21 protein-coding genes and 1 other annotated feature are annotated in these 20,375 nt (G+C 30.6%); of the genes, 19 read left to right on the top strand and 2 right to left on the bottom strand.

The window, feature by feature from the left end; translation table 11 throughout:
- The first annotated feature begins 52 nt into the window (after positions 1 to 52).
- The 12 genes from Q0K54_RS07045 (at position 53) to Q0K54_RS06985 (ending at position 10,910) form a co-directional block, all read left to right on the top strand.
- Positions 53 to 265 (top strand): FeoA family protein, encoded by a 213-nt coding sequence (locus Q0K54_RS07045; RefSeq protein ID WP_294579565.1) that lies wholly within the window; start codon positions 53 to 55, stop codon positions 263 to 265.
- Between the two features lie 38 nt (positions 266 to 303).
- Positions 304 to 522, top strand: coding sequence for a ferrous iron transport protein A (locus Q0K54_RS07040; RefSeq protein WP_294579563.1), 219 nt, complete (start codon positions 304 to 306; stop codon positions 520 to 522).
- A gap of 18 nt (positions 523 to 540) precedes the next feature.
- Positions 541 to 2,724 carry a ferrous iron transport protein B gene (feoB, locus tag Q0K54_RS07035; protein ID WP_294579561.1) on the top strand — a complete coding sequence of 728 codons (2,184 nt, stop codon included), beginning with the start codon at positions 541 to 543 and terminating at the stop codon, positions 2,722 to 2,724.
- 55 nt (positions 2,725 to 2,779) lie between these two features.
- Positions 2,780 to 2,971 (top strand): FeoB-associated Cys-rich membrane protein, encoded by a 192-nt coding sequence (locus Q0K54_RS07030; RefSeq protein ID WP_294579559.1) that lies wholly within the window; start codon positions 2,780 to 2,782, stop codon positions 2,969 to 2,971.
- Positions 2,972 to 2,974: 3 nt separating this feature from the next.
- On the top strand, positions 2,975 to 3,133 hold the full coding sequence (locus Q0K54_RS07025; protein ID WP_294579557.1) for a hypothetical protein: 159 nt from the start codon (positions 2,975 to 2,977) through the stop codon (positions 3,131 to 3,133).
- Complete coding sequence (locus Q0K54_RS07020) at positions 3,126 to 3,491, top strand: heavy-metal-associated domain-containing protein (protein WP_294579555.1); 366 nt, start codon at positions 3,126 to 3,128, stop codon at positions 3,489 to 3,491. The genes Q0K54_RS07025 and Q0K54_RS07020 overlap by 8 nt, the downstream gene beginning before the upstream one ends.
- A 57-nt stretch (positions 3,492 to 3,548) precedes the next feature.
- The gene (locus Q0K54_RS07015) at positions 3,549 to 3,746 is read left to right on the top strand and encodes a FeoB-associated Cys-rich membrane protein (RefSeq protein ID WP_294579553.1); all 198 of its coding nucleotides are present in this window, start codon (positions 3,549 to 3,551) and stop codon (positions 3,744 to 3,746) included.
- 51 nt (positions 3,747 to 3,797) lie between these two features.
- On the top strand, positions 3,798 to 4,628 hold the full coding sequence (locus Q0K54_RS07010; protein WP_294579550.1) for an HAD family hydrolase: 831 nt from the start codon (positions 3,798 to 3,800) through the stop codon (positions 4,626 to 4,628).
- A gap of 109 nt (positions 4,629 to 4,737) precedes the next feature.
- A complete protein-coding gene (htpG, locus tag Q0K54_RS07005; protein WP_294579548.1) occupies positions 4,738 to 6,627 on the top strand; it encodes a molecular chaperone HtpG in 1,890 nt (629 codons plus the stop codon).
- A gap of 961 nt (positions 6,628 to 7,588) precedes the next feature.
- Positions 7,589 to 8,116, top strand: a complete 528-nt coding sequence (locus Q0K54_RS06995; protein WP_294579545.1) for a nitroreductase — start codon at positions 7,589 to 7,591, stop codon at positions 8,114 to 8,116.
- A gap of 111 nt (positions 8,117 to 8,227) precedes the next feature.
- Complete coding sequence (locus Q0K54_RS06990; RefSeq protein WP_294579543.1) at positions 8,228 to 10,666, top strand: heavy metal translocating P-type ATPase; 2,439 nt, start codon at positions 8,228 to 8,230, stop codon at positions 10,664 to 10,666.
- The gene (locus Q0K54_RS06985; protein WP_294579540.1) at positions 10,659 to 10,910 is read left to right on the top strand and encodes a metal-sensing transcriptional repressor; all 252 of its coding nucleotides are present in this window, start codon (positions 10,659 to 10,661) and stop codon (positions 10,908 to 10,910) included. Before Q0K54_RS06990 ends, Q0K54_RS06985 begins: the two co-directional genes overlap by 8 nt.
- A 22-nt stretch (positions 10,911 to 10,932) precedes the next feature.
- On the opposite strand, the gene Q0K54_RS06980 is transcribed toward Q0K54_RS06985, so the two are convergent.
- Complete coding sequence (locus Q0K54_RS06980; protein WP_294579537.1) at positions 10,933 to 12,009, bottom strand: DUF2812 domain-containing protein; 1,077 nt, start codon at positions 12,007 to 12,009, stop codon at positions 10,933 to 10,935.
- 73 nt (positions 12,010 to 12,082) lie between these two features.
- Positions 12,083 to 13,717: a Na/Pi cotransporter family protein gene (locus Q0K54_RS06975; protein ID WP_294579532.1), complete on the bottom strand. Its 1,635-nt coding sequence runs from the start codon at positions 13,715 to 13,717 to the stop codon at positions 12,083 to 12,085.
- A gap of 148 nt (positions 13,718 to 13,865) precedes the next feature.
- Here Q0K54_RS06975 and Q0K54_RS06970 point away from each other — a divergent pair, with 148 nt between their 5' ends.
- From Q0K54_RS06970 to Q0K54_RS06940, 7 genes are all read left to right on the top strand, one after another.
- Entirely contained in the window at positions 13,866 to 15,596 is a 1,731-nt protein-coding gene (locus Q0K54_RS06970; protein WP_294579529.1) for an ABC transporter ATP-binding protein, read from the top strand.
- A gap of 109 nt (positions 15,597 to 15,705) precedes the next feature.
- Positions 15,706 to 16,470, top strand: a complete 765-nt coding sequence (locus Q0K54_RS06965; protein WP_294579527.1) for an HAD hydrolase family protein — start codon at positions 15,706 to 15,708, stop codon at positions 16,468 to 16,470.
- 32 nt (positions 16,471 to 16,502) lie between these two features.
- Positions 16,503 to 16,760 (top strand): hypothetical protein, encoded by a 258-nt coding sequence (locus Q0K54_RS06960; RefSeq protein WP_294579525.1) that lies wholly within the window; start codon positions 16,503 to 16,505, stop codon positions 16,758 to 16,760.
- 46 nt (positions 16,761 to 16,806) lie between these two features.
- Positions 16,807 to 17,017: a binding site (T-box leader), on the top strand.
- A gap of 44 nt (positions 17,018 to 17,061) precedes the next feature.
- Positions 17,062 to 17,832, top strand: a complete 771-nt coding sequence (locus tag Q0K54_RS06955) for a transporter substrate-binding domain-containing protein (RefSeq protein ID WP_294579524.1) — start codon at positions 17,062 to 17,064, stop codon at positions 17,830 to 17,832.
- Positions 17,833 to 17,851: 19 nt separating this feature from the next.
- Positions 17,852 to 18,535, top strand: a complete 684-nt coding sequence (locus tag Q0K54_RS06950) for an amino acid ABC transporter permease (protein WP_294579522.1) — start codon at positions 17,852 to 17,854, stop codon at positions 18,533 to 18,535.
- The gene (locus Q0K54_RS06945) at positions 18,528 to 19,253 is read left to right on the top strand and encodes an amino acid ABC transporter ATP-binding protein (protein ID WP_294579520.1); all 726 of its coding nucleotides are present in this window, start codon (positions 18,528 to 18,530) and stop codon (positions 19,251 to 19,253) included. The genes Q0K54_RS06950 and Q0K54_RS06945 overlap by 8 nt, the downstream gene beginning before the upstream one ends.
- Complete coding sequence (locus Q0K54_RS06940; protein ID WP_294579518.1) at positions 19,253 to 20,374, top strand: aminotransferase class I/II-fold pyridoxal phosphate-dependent enzyme; 1,122 nt, start codon at positions 19,253 to 19,255, stop codon at positions 20,372 to 20,374. Before Q0K54_RS06945 ends, Q0K54_RS06940 begins: the two co-directional genes overlap by 1 nt.
- Position 20,375: the final 1 nt, after the last annotated feature.

Genomic DNA, 20,375 nt, shown 5'->3' with positions numbered 1-20,375 from the left:
ATAACATATGATTAGTTAGATTAGGCTAACAGAAAAGAGTGAGGAAGTGAGGATGATGCCTTTAACAATGGTAAATGCTGGAGAAATTAATACAATTCGTAAAGTTGGCGGAAATGAAGAAACAAGACGATTTTTAGAAAATCTAGGTTTTGTAGCTGGAAGTGAGATTACTGTTTTATCAATGATTGGTGGTAATGTCATTGTCAACATCAAAGACTCTCGAATTGCAATTAATGAAGACATGGCAAGACATATTATGGTATAACCGTAAAAGGATTTTTTTGATAGAAAGGAGAGGTTTTAATGAACTTAAGCGAAGCTAAAGTTGGTAGTACCGTTACGGTAACTAAAATCGAAGGGGATAGTGCATATAAACGTAGAATCATGGATATGGGAATTACTAAAGGAACTGAGCTTTACATTAGAAAAGTAGCTCCTTTAGGAGATCCAGTGGAAATCGCTGTCAGAGGTTATGAATTATCTGTTAGAAAAAATGATGCGCAATGTGTGCAAGTTAAATAATAGGAGGTTTGACAAAAGATGAGTATTAAGATTGCTCTTGCTGGTAACCCAAACTGTGGTAAAACAACGATGTTTAATGCTCTAACTGGGGCTAATCAGTATGTTGGTAACTGGCCAGGGGTTACAGTTGAGAAAAAAGAGGGGCGTTTAAAAGGAAAGAGAAAAAACGAAGACATCGTTATTACTGATTTGCCTGGGATATATTCTCTTTCACCATATACGTTAGAAGAGGTAGTCAGTCGTGATTATATTTTAAAAGAAAATCCTGATGTTATTATTGATTTAGTTGATGCGACAAATATTGAAAGAAACTTATATTTAACTACACAGCTAATTGAAACTGGGGTACCAGTAGTAATTGCTTTAAATATGGCTGATTTGTTAGAAAAAAGAAATATCAAAATTGATATCAAAAGACTTTCAATGTTATTAAATTGTCCAATTATTGAAACATCAGCATTAAAGCAAACTGGTCTAGATGCTTTAATTGATGAAGCTGTTAAAGTTGCTAATAAAAAAGAAGTAGCTTTACCTAAAGATATCTTTTCTAAAGATTTAGAAAAGGCTATTGCTGAAGTGGAAAAGAATTTACCAACATCTATCAGTGAAGATAAAAAACGCTGGTATGCAATTAAATTACTAGAAAATGATAGTAAAGTAATTGAAAGTTTATCAGTTTCTCATAGTGAAAAAGAAACAATTGATAATTTACGTCAGGCACTTGAAAATAAACAAGATGACGATATGGAAAGTATTGTTACTGATGAACGTTATAAATTTATTCAAAAAATTATTTCAACAACAGTAAAAAAAGGTGGCGAAAAATTAACGATTTCTGATAAAATCGATAAAATTGTCACTAACCGTATATTGGGGATTCCAATTTTTATTGCTGTAATGTTCGTTGTTTATTATATTTCAGTTACTACAATTGGTACTTATGTAACTGATTGGACTAATGATGTTTTTGTAGTCGCCATTCAAGATTTTGTTGGCGGTTTCTTAGGAAATATTGGTGCTGGTGATCTAGTTCAAGGATTAGTTGTAGATGGAATTATTGGTGGTCTAGGAGCAGTTCTTGGCTTTGTACCACAGATGGCAATTTTATTCTTGTTTTTATCAATCTTAGAAGATTGTGGTTATATGGTGCGTATAGCTTTCGTAATGGATAGAGTATTTAGACATTTTGGACTATCAGGAAAAAGCTTTATTCCATTATTAATTTCTTCAGGTTGTGGAATTCCTGGTATCATGGCTTCTAAAACGATTGAACAAGATAATGATCGTCGTTTAACAATCATGACAGCGACTTTTATTCCTTGTGGTGCTAAACTTCCAGTTATTGCCTTAATGGGTGGTGTTATCGCTGGTGAAGTTGCCGGTTATACAGAAAGTTCAATTATTGCGCCATTAATGTATTTCATGGGTATTGTGGCAGTATTAGTTGCAGCAATTATTTTAAAGAAAACGAAACCATTTTCTGGTAAACCAGCTCCTTTCGTTATGGAATTACCACAATATCATATTCCTTCAGTCAAAACTGTTTTATTACATGTATGGGAAAGATTAAAAGGATTTATCGTTAAAGCTGGAACAATCTTATTCTTAGCTTGTGTTGTAATGTGGTTCTTAGGAGCTTATGGATTTGTTGATGGAAGTTTTGGAATGGTTGAAAATAGTAGTGATAGTCTGTTAGCGGTTATTGGTGGATTCGTTGCTCCAATTTTTGCTCCATTAGGATTTGGAAATTGGCAGGCAGTTGCAGCTGCACTTTCAGGATTTTCTGCAAAAGAGGCTATCGTTTCAACAATGGGTGTCTTAGCTAATGTTAGTGGTGATGTTGAAGATGCTGTTAATGTTGCTCAAGGGGTAGCTGCTTGGTTCCCAACTGGTTTAGCTGCATTTTCATTCTTAGTCTTTAACTTATTAGATTCTCCATGTTTAGCAGCGATTGCAACAATGGCACAACAGATGCAATCTAGAAAATGGTTCTGGTTTGCAATTATTTTCCAAAATGTCTTTGCATATCTGGTATGTTTATGTATCTATCAGATTGGATCATTCATCATGTATGGTACATTTGGAATCTGGACAGCAATTGCATTTGTTGTAGCATTAGTTATACTATTCTTATTATTTAGACCTGATCCTTATAAAAATCAAAAAGTCTATTCAAGACGTTCAGTACAGGTTAATTCTTAGTCAATAAAACTGGATACCCATGGTATCCAGTTTTTGTTAAAGGGAGGTTAAAATTATGGTAGATATTATTTTTTTAACTTTAATATTTGCTTATTGTATTTATATAATTTACCAGCAATATAAAAAGAAAAAAAGTGCTGGTGCGGATGGTTGTAATGGTATCTGTGCTGGTTGTAGTGGTTGCAATAATTTTGAAAATTTAAAAGAACAGTATTTTGCTGATAAAAATAAGGGAAAGGAGATCTAAGCAATGGGCCAATCAACAGAGTCAATGTTTATAATGTTTGCCTTGGTGATTCTTGTTTATATTATTGGTATGTGTATTTATTTAGGGTGTTTAAAAATTAAAAAAATAATAAATAAACGACGTGATTTAAAATTTCAGGAAAGAAGGGATCAAAATGGTTGATGCAATAATCTTAATCATAGTTGTTGTTATTATCATTTTTGCAATCAAGGGTACTTTAAAACATTTTAAAGGAGAGAGTCCTTGTTGTGGTGGTGGACATGATTCAACAATTAGTAAAGAAAAGAAACTTTCATCACCAGTTATTGGTAAGATAACGGTTAAAATTAGTGGTATGCATTGTCAACACTGTGTTAATAATGTAACTAATGCAATCAATTCAATCGAAGGAGCTAGTGCTAAAGTTGATTTAGCTCATGAAGAAGCAACTATTTTATATGATCGACCAATAGATATGCAAGTTATTTATCAAGCTATCGAGAATGCTGGTTATCAGGTAGTCCTGGCTAATAATGGTTAACTGATTGACTAATAAAACTATCTTGTGCTATATTACTATTATTGAGGGGTGATAGTAATGGACTGGATAATTAATAATTTAGCAAATATCATAATTATAATTATTATTTTTGCAGCGGTTATTATTGCTTTAAAAAAAATTTATTCAAATCATATTAATGAAAAAACTAGCTGTGGTGGTCATTGTAGCGGCTGCACGTATGTTTGTTTTAAACAACGTAAAAAGCGATTATATCAAATGCGTGGAAAGTTATAGCTTTCCACGTTTTTAAGAGTATATAAAAAAGATGATATATGGGGGAATAGTATGAATAGCAAGGCAATTTTTTTAGATATTGATGGAACTATTGTAGCGCACCATCAATCAATATCAACTAAAGTTAAAGAAGCAATTACTAAAGCAAGAAAAAATGGGCATAAGGTTTTTATTTGTACTGGAAGAAATAAAGCAGCAACTCGTGATGAATTAAATCAAGTTACTTTTGATGGGATTATAGCTAGTGCTGGCAGTTATGTTGAGGTAGCAGGAAAAGTAATTCATCAAAGCTTTTTTAGTGAAAAGCTAGTAAATAAAGTTACTCAGGTATTTAATCAAAATCACATTCTTTTTAATTATGAATGTACTAATGTTACATACATGTCTGAAGATATGATTAAATTATTTGCTTCACTTGATAACAAAGAAGTTACTAATTCCGAAATGGAACGTTTAATTGCAGAACATAATGAAAAATTTAATGCTTTAGATTTAAATGAATATGATGGATTAGGTGTTCATAAAATTTCTTTTGTTGCTCAAAAGAAAGCAGATCTATTAACTGCTAAAAGCGAGTTAGAAAATGATGTTAATTTTATTTTACATGATCTCGGTAATGAAAATTTAAATGGCGAAATTATTTCAAAAACTGATAATAAAGGTACTGGGATCAGATATGTTGTAAAGTATTTAAATATGGATATGCAAGATACGATTGCTTTTGGTGATAGTATGAACGATTATGAAATGATTGATACAGTCGCCTTGGGCATTGTTATGGAAAATGGTAGTGTAGAATTAAAGAAAATTGCTGATGCAATTTGTTTAAGTGTTGAACAAGATGGTGTTTATGATGAATTTTTGAAACTGGGATTAATTTAAGTGCTAACGTTTAATGATTTAGCACTTTTTACTTGACAGTGCTAAACAGATGTATTAGAATAGTTTTAGCACAAATGGATAGTGAGTGCTAAAGAATGGAGATGTAAAAATGGCAGAGAAAAAACAATTTAAAGCTGAATCTAAACGTTTATTAGATTTAATGATTAATTCAATTTATACCCATAAAGAAATCTTTTTAAGAGAGTTGATTTCTAATGCAAGTGATGCAAGTGATAAGTTATATTATAAGGCTCTTACTGAAAATATTTCTTCAATTAATCGTGATGATTTGAAAATCGAATTAGCGATTGATAAAGAAAATCGGGTATTGACTGTTAAAGACCATGGAATTGGGATGGATAAAGAAGAATTAGAAACTCATTTAGGAACAATTGCCAATAGTGGTTCTTTTGATTTTAAAAATGAAATTGATAGTGATGATATTGATATCATTGGTCAATTTGGTGTTGGTTTCTATGCAGCTTTCATGGTAGCTAAAAAAGTTGAAGTAATTTCTAAAAAATATGGTACTGACCAAGGATATACTTGGGTTTCTGAAGTAACAGATGGCTATGAAATTTTTGAAACTGATGTTAGTGATTATGGTACTACCATTAAATTATATTTAAAAGATAATACTGATGATGATAACTATGATACTTATTTAGACCAATATGAAATTGAACATTTGGTTAAAAAATATTCTGATTATGTTCATTATCCAATCACTATGGATGTAACAACATCAAAGAAAAAAGAAGATAGTGATGAATATGAAGATGTTGTAGAAAATAAAACATTGAATTCAATGGTTCCATTATGGAAACGAAATAAAAATGAAATTACTGATGAAGAATATAATGAATTTTATAAAGATAAATTCAATGATTTTAATAATCCATTAAAAGTGATTCATTCTCGTGTTGAAGGAACTGTTTCATATGATGCGTTATTGTTTATTCCATCAAAACCACCAATGAATTATTATTCAAATGATTATGAAAAAGGTCTTCAATTATATTCTCGTGGTGTTTTCATCATGGATAAAGCAAGTGAATTAGTACCTGAACATTTTAGATTTGTTAAGGGATTAGTTGATTCTGAAGACTTATCATTAAACATTTCTCGTGAAATGTTACAACACGATCGTCAATTAAAAGTAATCGCTGATAAAATTGAAAAGAAAATTCAATCAGAATTAGAAAAAATGTTGAAAAATGATCGGGATAAATATCTAGAATTCTTTGATAATTTTGGTTTACAGTTAAAATTTGGTATCTATAATAGCTATGGAATGTTAAAAGAAAAATTACAAGATTTATTGTTGTATTATTCAAGTAAACAAGAAAAATATATTACTTTAACTGAATATGTAGAAAGTATGCCTGAAGGTCAAAAAGATATCTATTATGCCAGCGGTGAAACATTAGACAAGATTGCTACATTACCACAAGTTGAAGTAGTTAAAGATAAAGGTTATGATGTTCTATATTTAACTGATAATGTTGATGAATTCTGTATCCAAATGATGCGTGATTATAAAGAAAAACCATTCAAGAGTGTTGCTCAAGGTGATTTAGACATTGACAGTGAAGAAGAAAAGAAAGAATTAGAAAAAACTAGTGAAGAAAATAAAGACATGCTTTCCGCAATTAAAGATGCTTTAGGTGATCAAGTTGTTGATGTTAAAGTATCAGCTAGATTAAAGACACATCCAGTTTGCTTAGTATCTAGTGAAGGTGTATCTTTTGAGATGGAAAAAGTCTTAAATCAAATGCCAGATAATCCTGGGGTTAAAGCTGGAAGAATTTTGGAAATCAATCCAAATCATGATATTTTCAATGCTATGAAGAAAGTTTATGAAAATAATCCTGATAAAATTAAAGATTATGCTAGTATCCTTTATGATCAAGCTTTATTAATTGAAGGTTTCTCAATTGACAATCCAGTTGAATTTTCTAATAAAATTTGTGATTTGATGATTGAATTAAATAAATAATCAAAAAATCTTAACAACTTTAAGTTGTTAAGATTTTTTAGTTAATCGCAATGTAACACATTAAATTAATTAAATAAGTATGATAATTTATTTGATCTATCCATTATTTTTGCTTTAGATTTTAATCCAGCTTATAAAGATCTTACACTGTATCAAAATTGTGTTAAAGAGGGAATATAGGTTTTACGTCAATATTTTGGGGTACTTTGGATGTTTTTTTAATGAATTGAATATAGGTTATGTAATAATGAAAATCGCATAATCTTTCTACAGAAGTTTTAGTGACTATGATCAATTTAAAAGCTAAAAAATGCATCAAACATTAAAAAGGTGCACTTATGAGACTAGAAGAAAAGATGAAACTATGAGGTAAAAAAGTATGAACTCAATATTCTAGCTTTTTAGATTTATTTATCGATGAGCTTGTTCAAATTCAAAATTGTTTAATGGAAGAGTAAATTGTTTAGTGATCAAAGTCACTATTAGGTAAAAAATATTAAAATTAATATTCACCAATAATTTATGCTTTAACTGCAGCAATTGATGTAAAAGGTCATTATACTTTTATCCATTTTGAAAAAGACAATTAAGTTAAATGAAGAAGAATTTAAAATAATACAATCGCAGTTGCAGCTTCAGTAAATATAATTCGACATTTGTCATCACTTGATTATGTTATTTTGATAGTATTGACTCATCATGAATGCTATGATGGTCGTAGCTATTCATATTGCATCGCTGGTGGAAATATTCCTGTTGGTGGTAGAATGATTTTTTTGATCTGATAGCTTTAAAAAGCAGTTATAAAGAAGCTCACTTGCTAGAATATGCTATTAAAGAATTAAAACGAAATCGTGGTTTACAATTTGATTCTCAGTTAACAGATAAGTTTATTGTATTGCTGAAATCTGGTATAATAGAAGTCAAAGGAAATCAAATAAATGATTAAGGAGATAGATGTATGGATGTAATTAACCAAAGAAGAAGTATTCGTAAATATAAAAAGCAAGAAGTTTCCAAAGAAATGATAACTACTATTATTGATGCAGCCATTTTGGCTCCATCATGGAAAAACAGCCAAACTGCCAGATACCATGTAGTAATGTCAGCTGATTTGCTAACTAAAGTTAAACAAGAGTGTTTACCAGAGTTTAATTACCAAAATAGTCTGGATGCTCCAGTATTGATCATTACTAGTTTTATAAAAAATCGTTCAGGTTATAATCGCGATGGCGCTGCTAATAATGAATTAGAAAATGGCTGGGGGATTTATGATTTAGGTCTTGCTAATGAGAATTTGTTATTAAAGGCAACAGAGTTAGGACTAGGAACGTTGGTCATGGGAATTCGTGATGCTGATAAAATCCGAAAGTTATTAGATATCGATGAAAATGAAATTATTGTTTCAGTTATTGCTGTTGGCTATCCAGATATTAAACCAGAAAAACCTAAAAGAAAAACAGTTACTGATATTACCAAATTTTATTAACTATTGCTTACTGGCAATAGTTTTTTGTTTAAATGAGCATATTACTTGTAAAAATAGATAATTATGGTTATACTAAAACCATACCCCCCTAGGAGGGGTTAAGGAGGCAATATGAAACAAAAATATAGTGTAAAAGGGATGACTTGTTCAGCTTGTGAAAATCATGTTTATAATAGTGTGGCGAAATTGCCAGGAGTTGATAAAGTCGAAGTAAGCTTATTGACTAACTCAATGACAGTTGAATTTGATGAAAATAAAGTAAATGATGCTATGATCATTAAGGCAGTCAATGATGGAGGATATCAGGCCAGTAGCTTTGATGAAACTTTGATTGATAATGATGATTTAGGTGCTTTAAAAAAGCAGCTCATTTATTGTTTTATCGCCTTGGCTTTATTGATGTATGTTTCAATGTCATCAATGTTTAATTATCCTATTCCATCTATAGTTAAAGAAAATCCTTATGTAAACATTGCATTACAGGTACTATTTTTAATCCCGATTGTTATTATTAAACGTAATTATTATATTAATGGATTTAAAAATTTATTTCATTTAGATCCTACTATGGATTCATTGATTGCTTTAGGTGCTGGAGCATCAATTGTATATAGTGTTTATTCATTAGTCTTATCATTGACAGGACATTTAGATGCAATGCATTTGGTTCATAATGTTTATTTTGAATCAGCGGGGATGATCGTCACTCTAATAAGTTTTGGAAAATATTTGGAAGCTAAATCTAAAAAGAAAACAACTGATGCTATCAGTAAATTATTAGAGCTGGCACCTGATGTTGCTACTAGAATCGTTGATGGTCAAGAAGAGGTCGTTAAAATATCTGAATTGCAGATTGATGATCAGGTTTTGGTTAAAGCTAATGAAACAGTACCAGTTGATGGAAAAATTATTCAGGGATTTAGTTCGATTGATGAATCAATGATTACTGGTGAAAGCTTGCCGGTAGAAAAAGAGGTTGACAGTTTAGTAATTGGTGGGACAAATAACCTGCAGGGTTCATTTGTTTATAAGGTTACTAAAACAGTAGAAGATAGTACTTTAGCCAAAATCATCGAGCTAGTTGAAGAAGCTTCTAGCTCAAAAGCACCAATGACGAGAATGATCGATAAAGTTGTTAAATACTTTGTTCCTGGAGTTATTTTAATTTCAGTAATTACTTTTGTTGGTTGGTTATTAGCTGGTATGGGAATGAATTTTGCTATAACCAGCGCTATTGCCGTATTAGTTATTTCTTGTCCTTGTGCACTAGGCTTGGCGACACCGGTGGCTATCATGGTTGCAACAGGGGTTGGAGCTAATAATGGAATTTTGATTAAAAGTGCTGAAGTATTAGAAAATGAAAATAGCGTTGATGTTGTTGTATTTGATAAAACTGGTACATTAACTAAAGGATTAGTTCAAGTAAGTGATATTTATAGTGATTGTTTAAGTGATCAGGAAGTAATTAAAATAATTGCTTCTTTAGAAAAAGGTTCAAGTCATATTTTAGCTGATGCTTTTATCCAAAAAGCAACTGAAATGCAATTGGAATTGAAAGAGACAACTGAATTTAAATCGTTAAGTGGTTTAGGAATTCAAGGAAATATTGACGGTCAGGATTATATTGTTGGTAATTTAAGAATGATCAATGAAGCTAATTTAGATTTCAGTCATTATTCAAAATATATCGATGAGTATTTAAACCAAGGAAAAACGCTGGTCTTTTTGGCTCGAGGTAATCAGTTAGTTGGTTTAGTAAGCATTTTCGATGACATTAAAGACACAAGTCGTCAAGCTATTAAACGTTTAAAGGAAATGAAAATTAAAACTGTGATGTTGACAGGTGATTTAAAAGCTACAGCAAATGCGATTAATCAAAAGCTGGGATTAGATCAAGTTATTGCTGAAGTTTTACCCGAAGATAAAGAAAATGTGATCAAAAAATTGCAAGATGAAGGAAATCATGTTTTAATGGTAGGGGATGGAATCAATGATGCTCCAGCTTTGGTTCGTAGTGATGTTGGAGTAGCTATTGGTAAAGGTAATGATATTGCTATTGATGCAGCGGATGTTATTTTAATGAAAGATGATCTTCGTGATATTGTATCATCAATCGAATTATCAAAACGAACAATTAGAAATATTAAAGAAAACTTATTCTGGGCCTTTATTTATAATGTAATTGGAATCCCAATTGCTGCAGGGATTTTCTATCATGCTTTTGGAATTCGACTTGATGCGATGTTTGGATCTTTATGTATGTCGCTATCATCAGTCTGTGTTGTAAGTAATGCCCTAAGATTAAAAAGATTTAAACCATATTATTTAAAGGAGAATGTAAAGATGAAAAAAGAAATTAAAATTGAAGGAATGATGTGCCAACATTGTCAAAAACATGTTTCTGATGCCTTAAATGGATTACCAGAAACTACTGCTGTTGTTGACTTAGAAAATAACATGGCAACAGTTGAAACTATTCAAGAAGATGCTGTTTTAACAAGTGCTGTAGAAAAAGCCGGTTATAAAGTGGTAGGAATTAAAAATGTCTAATGAAAAAGTAATTTTACGTTTGAAAACAGCGCGTGGTCAAATTGATGCAGTCATCAAGATGATTGAAGAAGATCGTTATTGTATTGATATTGCTAATCAATTATTAGCAATTCAATCTTTAATCAAAAATGCTAATAATGAAGTCTTATCTAATCATTTGAATCATTGTGTAAAAAATGCTATCAATGAACATGATGCTGATCAAAAAATCGATGAAATCGTTAAATTATTGACTAAATTATAAAAACAAGGCAATCGCCTTGTTTTTATGCGTTTAAACAAATTTGTTGATATAAATTGTTTGCTTGTAAATCTATATTTGATTGAATAATGATCAGCTGTTTATCTTTGACAAAGCCGATGCAATTATAATTTTCGTCGGTGCTGTTGTTGAATAGATAACCACTAACATTATTATCACTATTAATAGCTTTAGACTTATCATAATTATTAGCTTGAAGATAATGCTCTAAACCATTTTTAGCTTTATCATTAGAGCTGTAAGTATAGTAATTAACTCTAATAAATTGTTCACCGTTACTTTCAACATAGCCAAGTGATTCTTCAATTAAAAAGCTATGGCTGATAACACAACTATCATATTCTTCCTGATTACCGGAATATCCCAAAGTTTCAAGTGAAATTACATCATCGCTAACTGGAATATTTTTTCGTTCAAAATAGTCCAGACCAAAACCAGCAATGATCAAAATAAGGGCAATAATAAATAACCAGTTATTAACAATAAAAATATTATTTTTATTTAGACGACTAGAATAACTTTTATTTTTAGTCAGCTGATTTTTGATCTTTTCAGTTTCAAGATTGTGGTAAAAGAAACGACATAATAAACTAATACATAGTAATAATGGGGCAAAGTGTAAAATCGTAGAACCATTAGAAATAAATTCATTTGGATCTAAATTAATAAAAACATTAGGTACTAAAAAATACGTTAATACAATAGCGATAAAAAGCCATATGACATTTGCCCAGGTTCGATTTCTTTTAAAGTATAATCCTAATAAATATTTACTAGTTCCTTGATATTTAATCTTTTTTTCACTTCGGAAAACATAGATTTTTCCTGATTTACCAATGTATTCAAATCCACGATCCATATAGCCCATTAACCACTTATTACGTAAAGCATGATTATTTTCCTGTTTGCTTTTATCGGGAACAAAGATGTCGGTTTGATAATAGTAATGCTGGTTATCTTGTTTAAAAAAAGTAAATCGATCAATATTATCGCTGTTATATCCCTTGCTTGAAAGTTCATTTAAACGTTGTTCAAATACTTTATATTCACTGGGATCATAATTCGTTAACAATAATTTCATTTCATAACTCCTTAAAAATTTATACTAATAGAATACCATTTATTGAATTAATTATAAAGATAAAAATTATTGTTTAAGCCAGGTCATCTAAATAATTGGCCTGAGCAATATTCTGACAGTGATCACCGATTCTTTCTAAATTAGCTAAAATATCGACATAAGTAGAATTGACCAGTGGGCTGGATTCATGACCACTACCAACCCGTTTGATATGACGCAATTTAGCTTTTTTATTAAAATAATCTAATGTTGTTTCTTTTTCATTAACATAGTTGATAGTATCATAGTCTGCTTGCTGATAAGCAAAAATGGCATGTTCTAACATATCAATATCTAAATTGATCATTGTTTCAAGATCAATTCTTGCTTCATGCGAAAAATCTTCTTTTTCATCATAAATAGCTTCAAAGTATTTGAGAATATTGATGCATAAATCACCAATTCTTTCAAAGTCTTTGACAGTTTTCATATTGATTATGTATTCGTTACTTTCTTGATCGTTTAATGTTTCATGATTGATCAGGATTAAATAGTCAGTAATTTTTTGATCGAAAGTATTGATCATTTCTTCTAATTCATAAACATTTTCTTTGATTTCCATATTTTTTGATTGAAAATAACTTTTAATACTTTTAATTGTTTCTAATGTAATATTGGCCATTTCAATTGTTTTATTTTTTGATATAGCTAAAGCATGACTAGGAAATAGATTTACGACATTACTATCTAATTCGCTTAAATTTATTTGAAGAGCTGGTTTTTTACTAGTAATCAGTTTATTTACTAATTTAAATACAACGGGAATTAATGGATAAACAATAACTGTAGTAATAATGTTAAATAATAAATGAGCGATTGAAAGCTGTAATGAAGCAGAAATATTAAAGCTAATAGCTAACTGTTCAATAAAATAAGTAAATGGGGTTAGTAAAAACATAAAGATTATGGCACCAGTTATGTTAAATAAAACATGGAAAAAAGCAGCTCGTTTAGCATCAATCGTGCCACCAATTGATGCTAGAATAGCAGTAATGGTAGTCCCGATATTACTTCCAAATAAAAATGGTAAAGCAACTGATATATTGATTGCTTTAATAGCGTACATCTGTTGAACGATAGCAATCATCGCTGATGAAGATTGAATGGTTGCTGTTAAAACTACACCACCAATTAAAGCTAAAAGAGGATTCTGTGATAAATAATTAGCGATTTGAATAAATTCTGGAACTTGAGCAATATTAGATAAATTTTCACTCATTACATCTAAACCATAGAAAAGACAACCAAATCCTAAAATAACTTGTCCTAGATAATTTGTTTTTTTATTTTTAGAAAATAATAAGAAAATAGCTCCAAAAATGATGAAATAAACAGAATATTGAGAGATATTTAATCCAACAAAAACAGAAGTAATAACGGTTCCAATATTGGCTCCCATAATTATTCCCATTGATTGATTAAATGTCATTAAGCCGGAACGAATCAGTCCAATTGCAAGAGCAGTAGTTCCGGAACTTGATTGGATCAAACAGGTAATGAAAGCACCGATTAAAATTCCTTTAAGATGGGAAGATGTACATTTTTCAATTATACGTTTTAATTTATCACCCGAATAGCTTTTCAAACCGTCTCCCATATATTTGATTCCAAATAAGAACAGACCTAAGCCAGCTAATATTGTCGGCCAGTTGATGTTTGCTAATGTCATATTTTCTCACTCCTATAAAATTATCATATATAAACCTTAGAAATTTGTAAATTAACCATTACTAAATTTTACATAATCTTAACAATTTACACATTAAGTCAAATTATGATATGATATCTCTATCATTTTAAAAAGGGAGGGTGAAAAAATGTCAAAGCGAGTAAAAAAGTTTTTATCATATTATCGACCTTATTGGAAGTTATTTCTAGCTGATATGTTTTGTGCAATGGTAGCTGCTGGTATTAGCTTAGTTTTTCCGATGATTACTAGATATATTACTGGAACGATTTTAGAAACTGATTTTGAAATCTCAATTATCTATCAATTAGGTATATTTATGGTTGTCTTAGTAATTTTGGAGTACTTATGTAACTATTTTATTGCTTATCAAGGGCATGTAATGGGAACCTATATGGAACGTGATTTACGAAATGAGCTGTTTCAGCATTATCAAAAACTTTCATTTAGTTTTTATGATGAGCAAAAAACGGGACAGTTAATGTCTAGATTAACGAATGATTTGTTTTCATTAACTGAGCTGTATCATCACGGTCCTGAAGATATCGTAATTTCTTTAATTAAATTTATTGGTGCTTTTATCATTTTAGCGACAATTAATTTAAAATTGACGATAATTATTTTCTTATTTATTCCAGTAATGGGAATATTTATAGTCTATTATAATCGTAAAATGAAGAAAGCTTATAAAAAAAATAAACAACGAGTAGGCGATATTAATGCTCGAGTTGAAGATAATTTATCAGGGATAAGGGTAGTTAAAAGTTTTAGTAATGAAGACTATGAAATAAACAAATTTCATCATGAAAATACTCGATATGTCGACAGCAAACGCAATAGTTATTTCTATATGGGAAAATTTCATGCTGGTTTAACTGCTTTTACTAGTTTGATTACAGTAGTTGCTGTTTTCTTTGGTTCATTATTTATTGCTGGTGAGACATTGACAACACCAGATTTAATTGCTTTTTTATTGTATGTTAATAATTTGATCGAGCCCGTTAAAAAACTAATTAATTTTACTGAACAGTTCCAGGATGGAATTACTGGATTTGAACGTTTTATGGAAATCATGGAAATAGAGCCTGATATTACTGACAGTAAAGATGCTAAGATCTTAACTGATGTTCAAGGAAAAATTGAATATCAACATGTTGATTTTCGTTATAATGAAAAAAGTGACTATGTTTTAAAAGATATTAATCTAACGATTGACCCCGGTGAATATATTGCTCTAGTTGGTTCTTCTGGAGCTGGTAAAACGACTATTTGTTCTTTATTACCGCGATTTTATGAAGTAACTGCTGGTAGAATCTTGGTAGATGGTCAGGATATTAAGAAGATTAAATTAAGCTCTCTTCGTGATAATATCGGGATAGTACAACAAGATGTTTATTTATTCGCTGGAACGATCATGGATAATATTCGCTATGGACGTAATGATGCCAGCGATGAAGAAGTTATTGAAGCCGCTAAAAAAGCTAATGCTCATGAATTTATCATGAGTTTACCTGATGGCTATGATACTGATTGTGGTCAACGTGGTGTCAAACTTTCAGGCGGTCAAAAACAGCGATTAAGTATTGCACGGGTTTTCTTAAAAAATCCGCCAATTTTAATTTTTGATGAAGCAACCAGTGCCTTAGATAATGAAAGTGAATATATAGTTCAACAATCACTGGAATTACTAGCTAAAAATCGAACGACCTTGGTCATTGCTCATCGTTTATCAACGATTAAAAACGCTAAAAGAATTTGTGTTCTTTCACCTAATGGAATTGAAGAAGAAGGCACTCATGAAGAATTATTAGCTAAAAACGGCCAATATGCCAGCTTTTATCAAATGCAGTTCAATAAATGATCCTCTTGATGGGGATTATTTTTGTTTAATTTAAAATTATAGTGTTATAAGTAAATTTTTTGCTTTTTTATTTAATGAAAATCCGTATAATTATGTAGAGGTGGTATTTATGGGTAAATTTTTTTTCTTTGATATTGATGGCACATTAACTAACGCTAATCCTGGTGGTATTATTCTACCATCAACATATGAAACGTTAGATAAATTAAGGGCCAATGGTCATTTTGTCGCTATTGCAACTGGAAGAGCTCACTGGATGGCAATGGAATTTAGTAAAACATCTAAAATTGATAATTTAGTTTGCGATGGTGGTAATGGTTTAGTACTTAACGGGAAACTACTGGGAATTGAGCCACTAAATCGTGATATATGTTTAGAAATTATAGATGAGTGTCTGGAAAACAATTTTCCATTTGCTGTATCTTTAGGTGATAATCCTAATTTATATAGCTGCAATGATTTGATGGCTAAATATCATGTTCCTGGTGAATTAGTTATCGATGAAAGTCTTGATTTTCATCAGGTCACTAAAATTTTTAAGATCTTTATCATGGCAACTAAAGAAGATGAAGCCAAGTTAAAAAGTATTCATAAATTAGGATATATGCGCTATCATGGTGATCAGTTAATTGTTGAACCAATTGAAAAATATCGGGGTATTTTAAAAATGGTAGCCATCAATAACGGTAATCCAGATGACATAGTTGTATTTGGCGATGGCATAAATGATATTTCCATGATGAAGCAGGCACCAATTTCAATTGCTATGGGTAATGCAATTGATGAAGTTAAAGAAGTTGCTACATTTATAACTAAATCTAATCAGGATGATGGAATTGCTTTTGCTTGTAAACATTTTGGTTGGATTGATTAAAATATGCTATACTATAAATAGAAGGTGATGGTATGGAATTGATAAAATGGATTTTAATGATCTTGGGAATTTTTGTTTTATTAATATTAGGTTGTTACTTTCTTTTAAAGAGCGAGGAACAAAAAAGAAAGGACAATAAATTTATTAAAAATAAAAGTAGGATGATTGAAAATACTAACCAGATGTTAGATGAGGTAATTGAAGAATTAGAAACTTATAATGAGCCACTTAGAATGTTAAGTGAACAAATTACTAGTATTAAAGATAATTTTCTCAATGGTAAATCATAAAAAAGTATTGACAATGGAAAATATTTTTTTATAATGATAATATATTTAAAACCCGGTGACAAAGAGAGTAGTTTAATTAATTATTATAGCGAGCTAACGTTGGTGGAAGGTTAGTAAATTGATTAGATGAACCGCACTTTTGAGGGGACTATTTGAACTAGAGTAGGATAGTCAGTATGTCTGCTTTAAAGACTTGAGTGGATATAGTTATATATCAAAAAGAGTGGTACCGCGGAATTGAATTATTCGTCTCTTGGCTATAGGCTAAGAGACGTTTTTAATTTTTAGGGAGGAAAAGAAAATGAAAAAATTATTAAAAACTTTATTAATTGTCGCTGTAGCTTTTACCATGGTCGGTTGTGGCGGAAGTTCTGATGATTCATCAGATGATTCGGTTACTTTAACAATCGGGATTTCACCTGATTATCCACCATATGAATCATTAGATACCAATAATAATATTGTTGGTTTTGATGCTGATATGGTTGAATTATTTGAACAATATTTAACTGAAGATGAAGGAGTTACTTATAACTTAGAATTTAAACAAATGGATTTTGATAACATTGTTACTCAATTACAAGGTGATCAAATTGATTTAGGTATCTCTGGTTTTACCTATAGTGAAGAACGCCAGGTAGAATGGTCTGATCCATATACAGCTACTGCTCAAGTTGCCGTTATGCCTAGCGATACAACAATCACTACAGTTGATGATTTAGTTGGAAAAACTGTTGCGGCTCAATCTGGAGCAACTGGTGAAATTGCCGCTAATCAAATTGAAGGGGCTACTGTTGTTAGTATGACTGATGTACAAGATATGTTTACTGGCTTAGCAGCTCATCAATATGATGCTGTTATCGTTGATTTAGCTGTAGCTAAAAATTATGTTGATAGTGGTAACTTTGTTTACATTGATCAATCATTAATGGATGAAGAAAACTATATCATTGCTAAACAAGGAAATACTGATTTAATTGAAAAGGTTAATAAATGTATTGCAAAATTCTTAGCTTCTGATGATTATACTCAATTATGCGATGAATATGGTTTATTGCCATTAGAAAATTAATTAATAAGGGGAGACAATAATGTTTGTTGCATTTGAAAAAGTATTTACCCCAGAAAATTTAATCTATTTATTACAAGGAGCAGTGGTTTCGCTAATTATAGCGGCCCTGTCCCTTTTTATCGGAATTATATTTGGTATTTTAGGCGCTACTGCCAAACGGTCAAAATATCGTATTTTAAGAATTATTGGTAATGTTTATGTTGAAATTATTCGAGGAACGCCGATGTTATTACAGATTTTGTTATTATTTTCAGTGGTTCCATCAATTTACACGGCTTTTACAGGTGATGTTTTAAGAATTAATACTTATGTTATTGGGGTTATTGCCATGAGTATTAATAGTGGTGCTTATTCAACCGAATTAATTAGAAGTGGAATCAACGGTGTTGATAAAGGTCAATGGGAAGCTTGTCAAACACTAGGGTTTACTAAAAGACAAACAATGCAGTTAGTTATTTTACCACAAGCTTTTAAAAGAATTGTACCACCAATGATTTCTGAATTTATTACTTTAATTAAAGATTCATCATTAATCAGCTGTATTGGTGCTGTAGAATTATTACGTTCAGCTCAGGTTTTAGGAACACAATATTTTGATGCGATGTCACCATACTGTTTAGCAGCGGTAATGTATTTAGTAATGACTATTAGTATTTCATATTTAGGACGTTATGTAGAAAGGAAGTTGGCTGTCAGTGATTAAAGTAGAACATATAACTAAAAAATTTAATGATTTGGTTGCTGTTGATGACGTATCATTGGAAATCAAAAAGGGAGAAATTGTTTCTTTAATTGGTCCTTCTGGTTCTGGAAAAAGTACGGTACTAAGATGTATCATCGGACTTGAAAAACCAGAATTAGGAAAAATTTATATTGATGGTCAAGAATATACTGAATCAAATCCTAATTATAATCAATTACTAAGAAAAATGGGCTTTGTTTTTCAACATTTTAATTTGTTTCCACATAAAACTGTATTAGAAAACTTAACGATGGCTCAAACTAATGTTTTAAAACGCGATGAAAAAGAAGCAATCGAAATTGCGCAAAAATACTTAGATCGAGTTGGTTTATTAGATAAACAAGATGAATACCCTAATAAATTATCTGGTGGTCAAAAACAAAGAGTTGCCATTGCTCGGTCATTATGTATGAATCCTGAAGTAATGTTATTTGATGAACCTACTAGTGCCTTAGATCCAGAAATGGTTATTGAGGTTTTAGAAGTAATGCAAGAACTAGCTCAAGAAGGAATGACGATGGTCGTTGTAACTCATGAGATGGGCTTTGCTAGAAATGTAGGGGATCGAGTAGTATTTTTAGAAGAAGGTAAAATTATAGAAGAGGCTCCATCTAAAGAGTTCTTTGCTCATCCAAAAACTAAGCGAGCAATTGACTTTTTAGGTAAGGTGATGTACTAGTGAAGATTGATTTATTTGATGTTGAATTGTGGATGACAGAACATGAAAAAGAATATCGTTATAATCTAGCTGAAACCTGTGTGGCATCAATGAGCATTGCGGATTTATTAGAAATAAATGGAAATCAAGAAGAAGTAATGCACAATCTTTTAACAACTAAACTAGATTATGGACCGATAACGGGAAGTTTAGAATTAAAAAAACAGATTTGCAAGTTATACCAAACTGGAAATGAAGATAATATTGCAATTGCACAAGGTTGTATCAATGCCAATGAATTGGTTTCAATTAGTTTATTGAAACCAGGTGATCATTTAATTACAGTTGTTCCAACCTATCAGCAATTTTATTCCTTTCCCGAATCTTTAGGCGTTAGCACAACTTTGATTCCTTTAAAAGAAGAAAATAGTTGGTTGCCTGATTTAGAGGAATTTAAACAGGCAATTAATGAAAATACTAAAATGATCTGTTTAGTAAATCCGAATAATCCAACCAGTACTAAATATTCGAAAGAATTTTTAGAAAAATTAATAGCCATAGCCAAAAAACAAAATATTTATATTTTTTGTGATGAAGTTTATCAGGGCTTAGGGCATGATGAAGTATCAATCAGTGATTTATATTCACTAGGAATTAGTACTGCTTCACTTTCTAAAGTAACTTCATTTGCTGGTTTGCGATTAGGATGGATCAAAGCAGATAAGAAAATTATAGATTTAATCAATGATCGTCGCGATTATCATATTATTTCGACTGGTTATATAAGCGATTATCTTGGTTCTATTGTATTAAAAAACTATGACCAGATCATTAAACGCAGCAATGCAATGATTAGTGCTAATCGACAAATTTTAATTGAATGGTTAAAAAAGGAACCATTAGTTGATTGTGTAATTCCTGAAGCGGGAACGATAGCTTTTTTACATTATCATTTACCAATAAAATCAAAAGAATTATGTGTTAAATTACAGCAAGATACCGGTGTTTTTTTTGTACCTGGTGCTTGTTTTGATCAGGAATATCATCTACGTTTTGGCTTTGCTAATAAAACTGAAGATATAAAAGCTGGTTTACAATTATTTTCAAATTGGCTTCACCAACAAGAAAAAGCACTCGGTTGAG

The sequence above is a fragment of the uncultured Thomasclavelia sp. genome (assembly GCF_944324745.1).
Taxonomy (GTDB): Bacteria; Bacillota_I; Bacilli_A; order Erysipelotrichales; family Coprobacillaceae; genus Thomasclavelia.
Note: the sequence above shows the minus strand (reverse complement) of the source record. Positions and strands in the feature narration are given on the sequence as shown.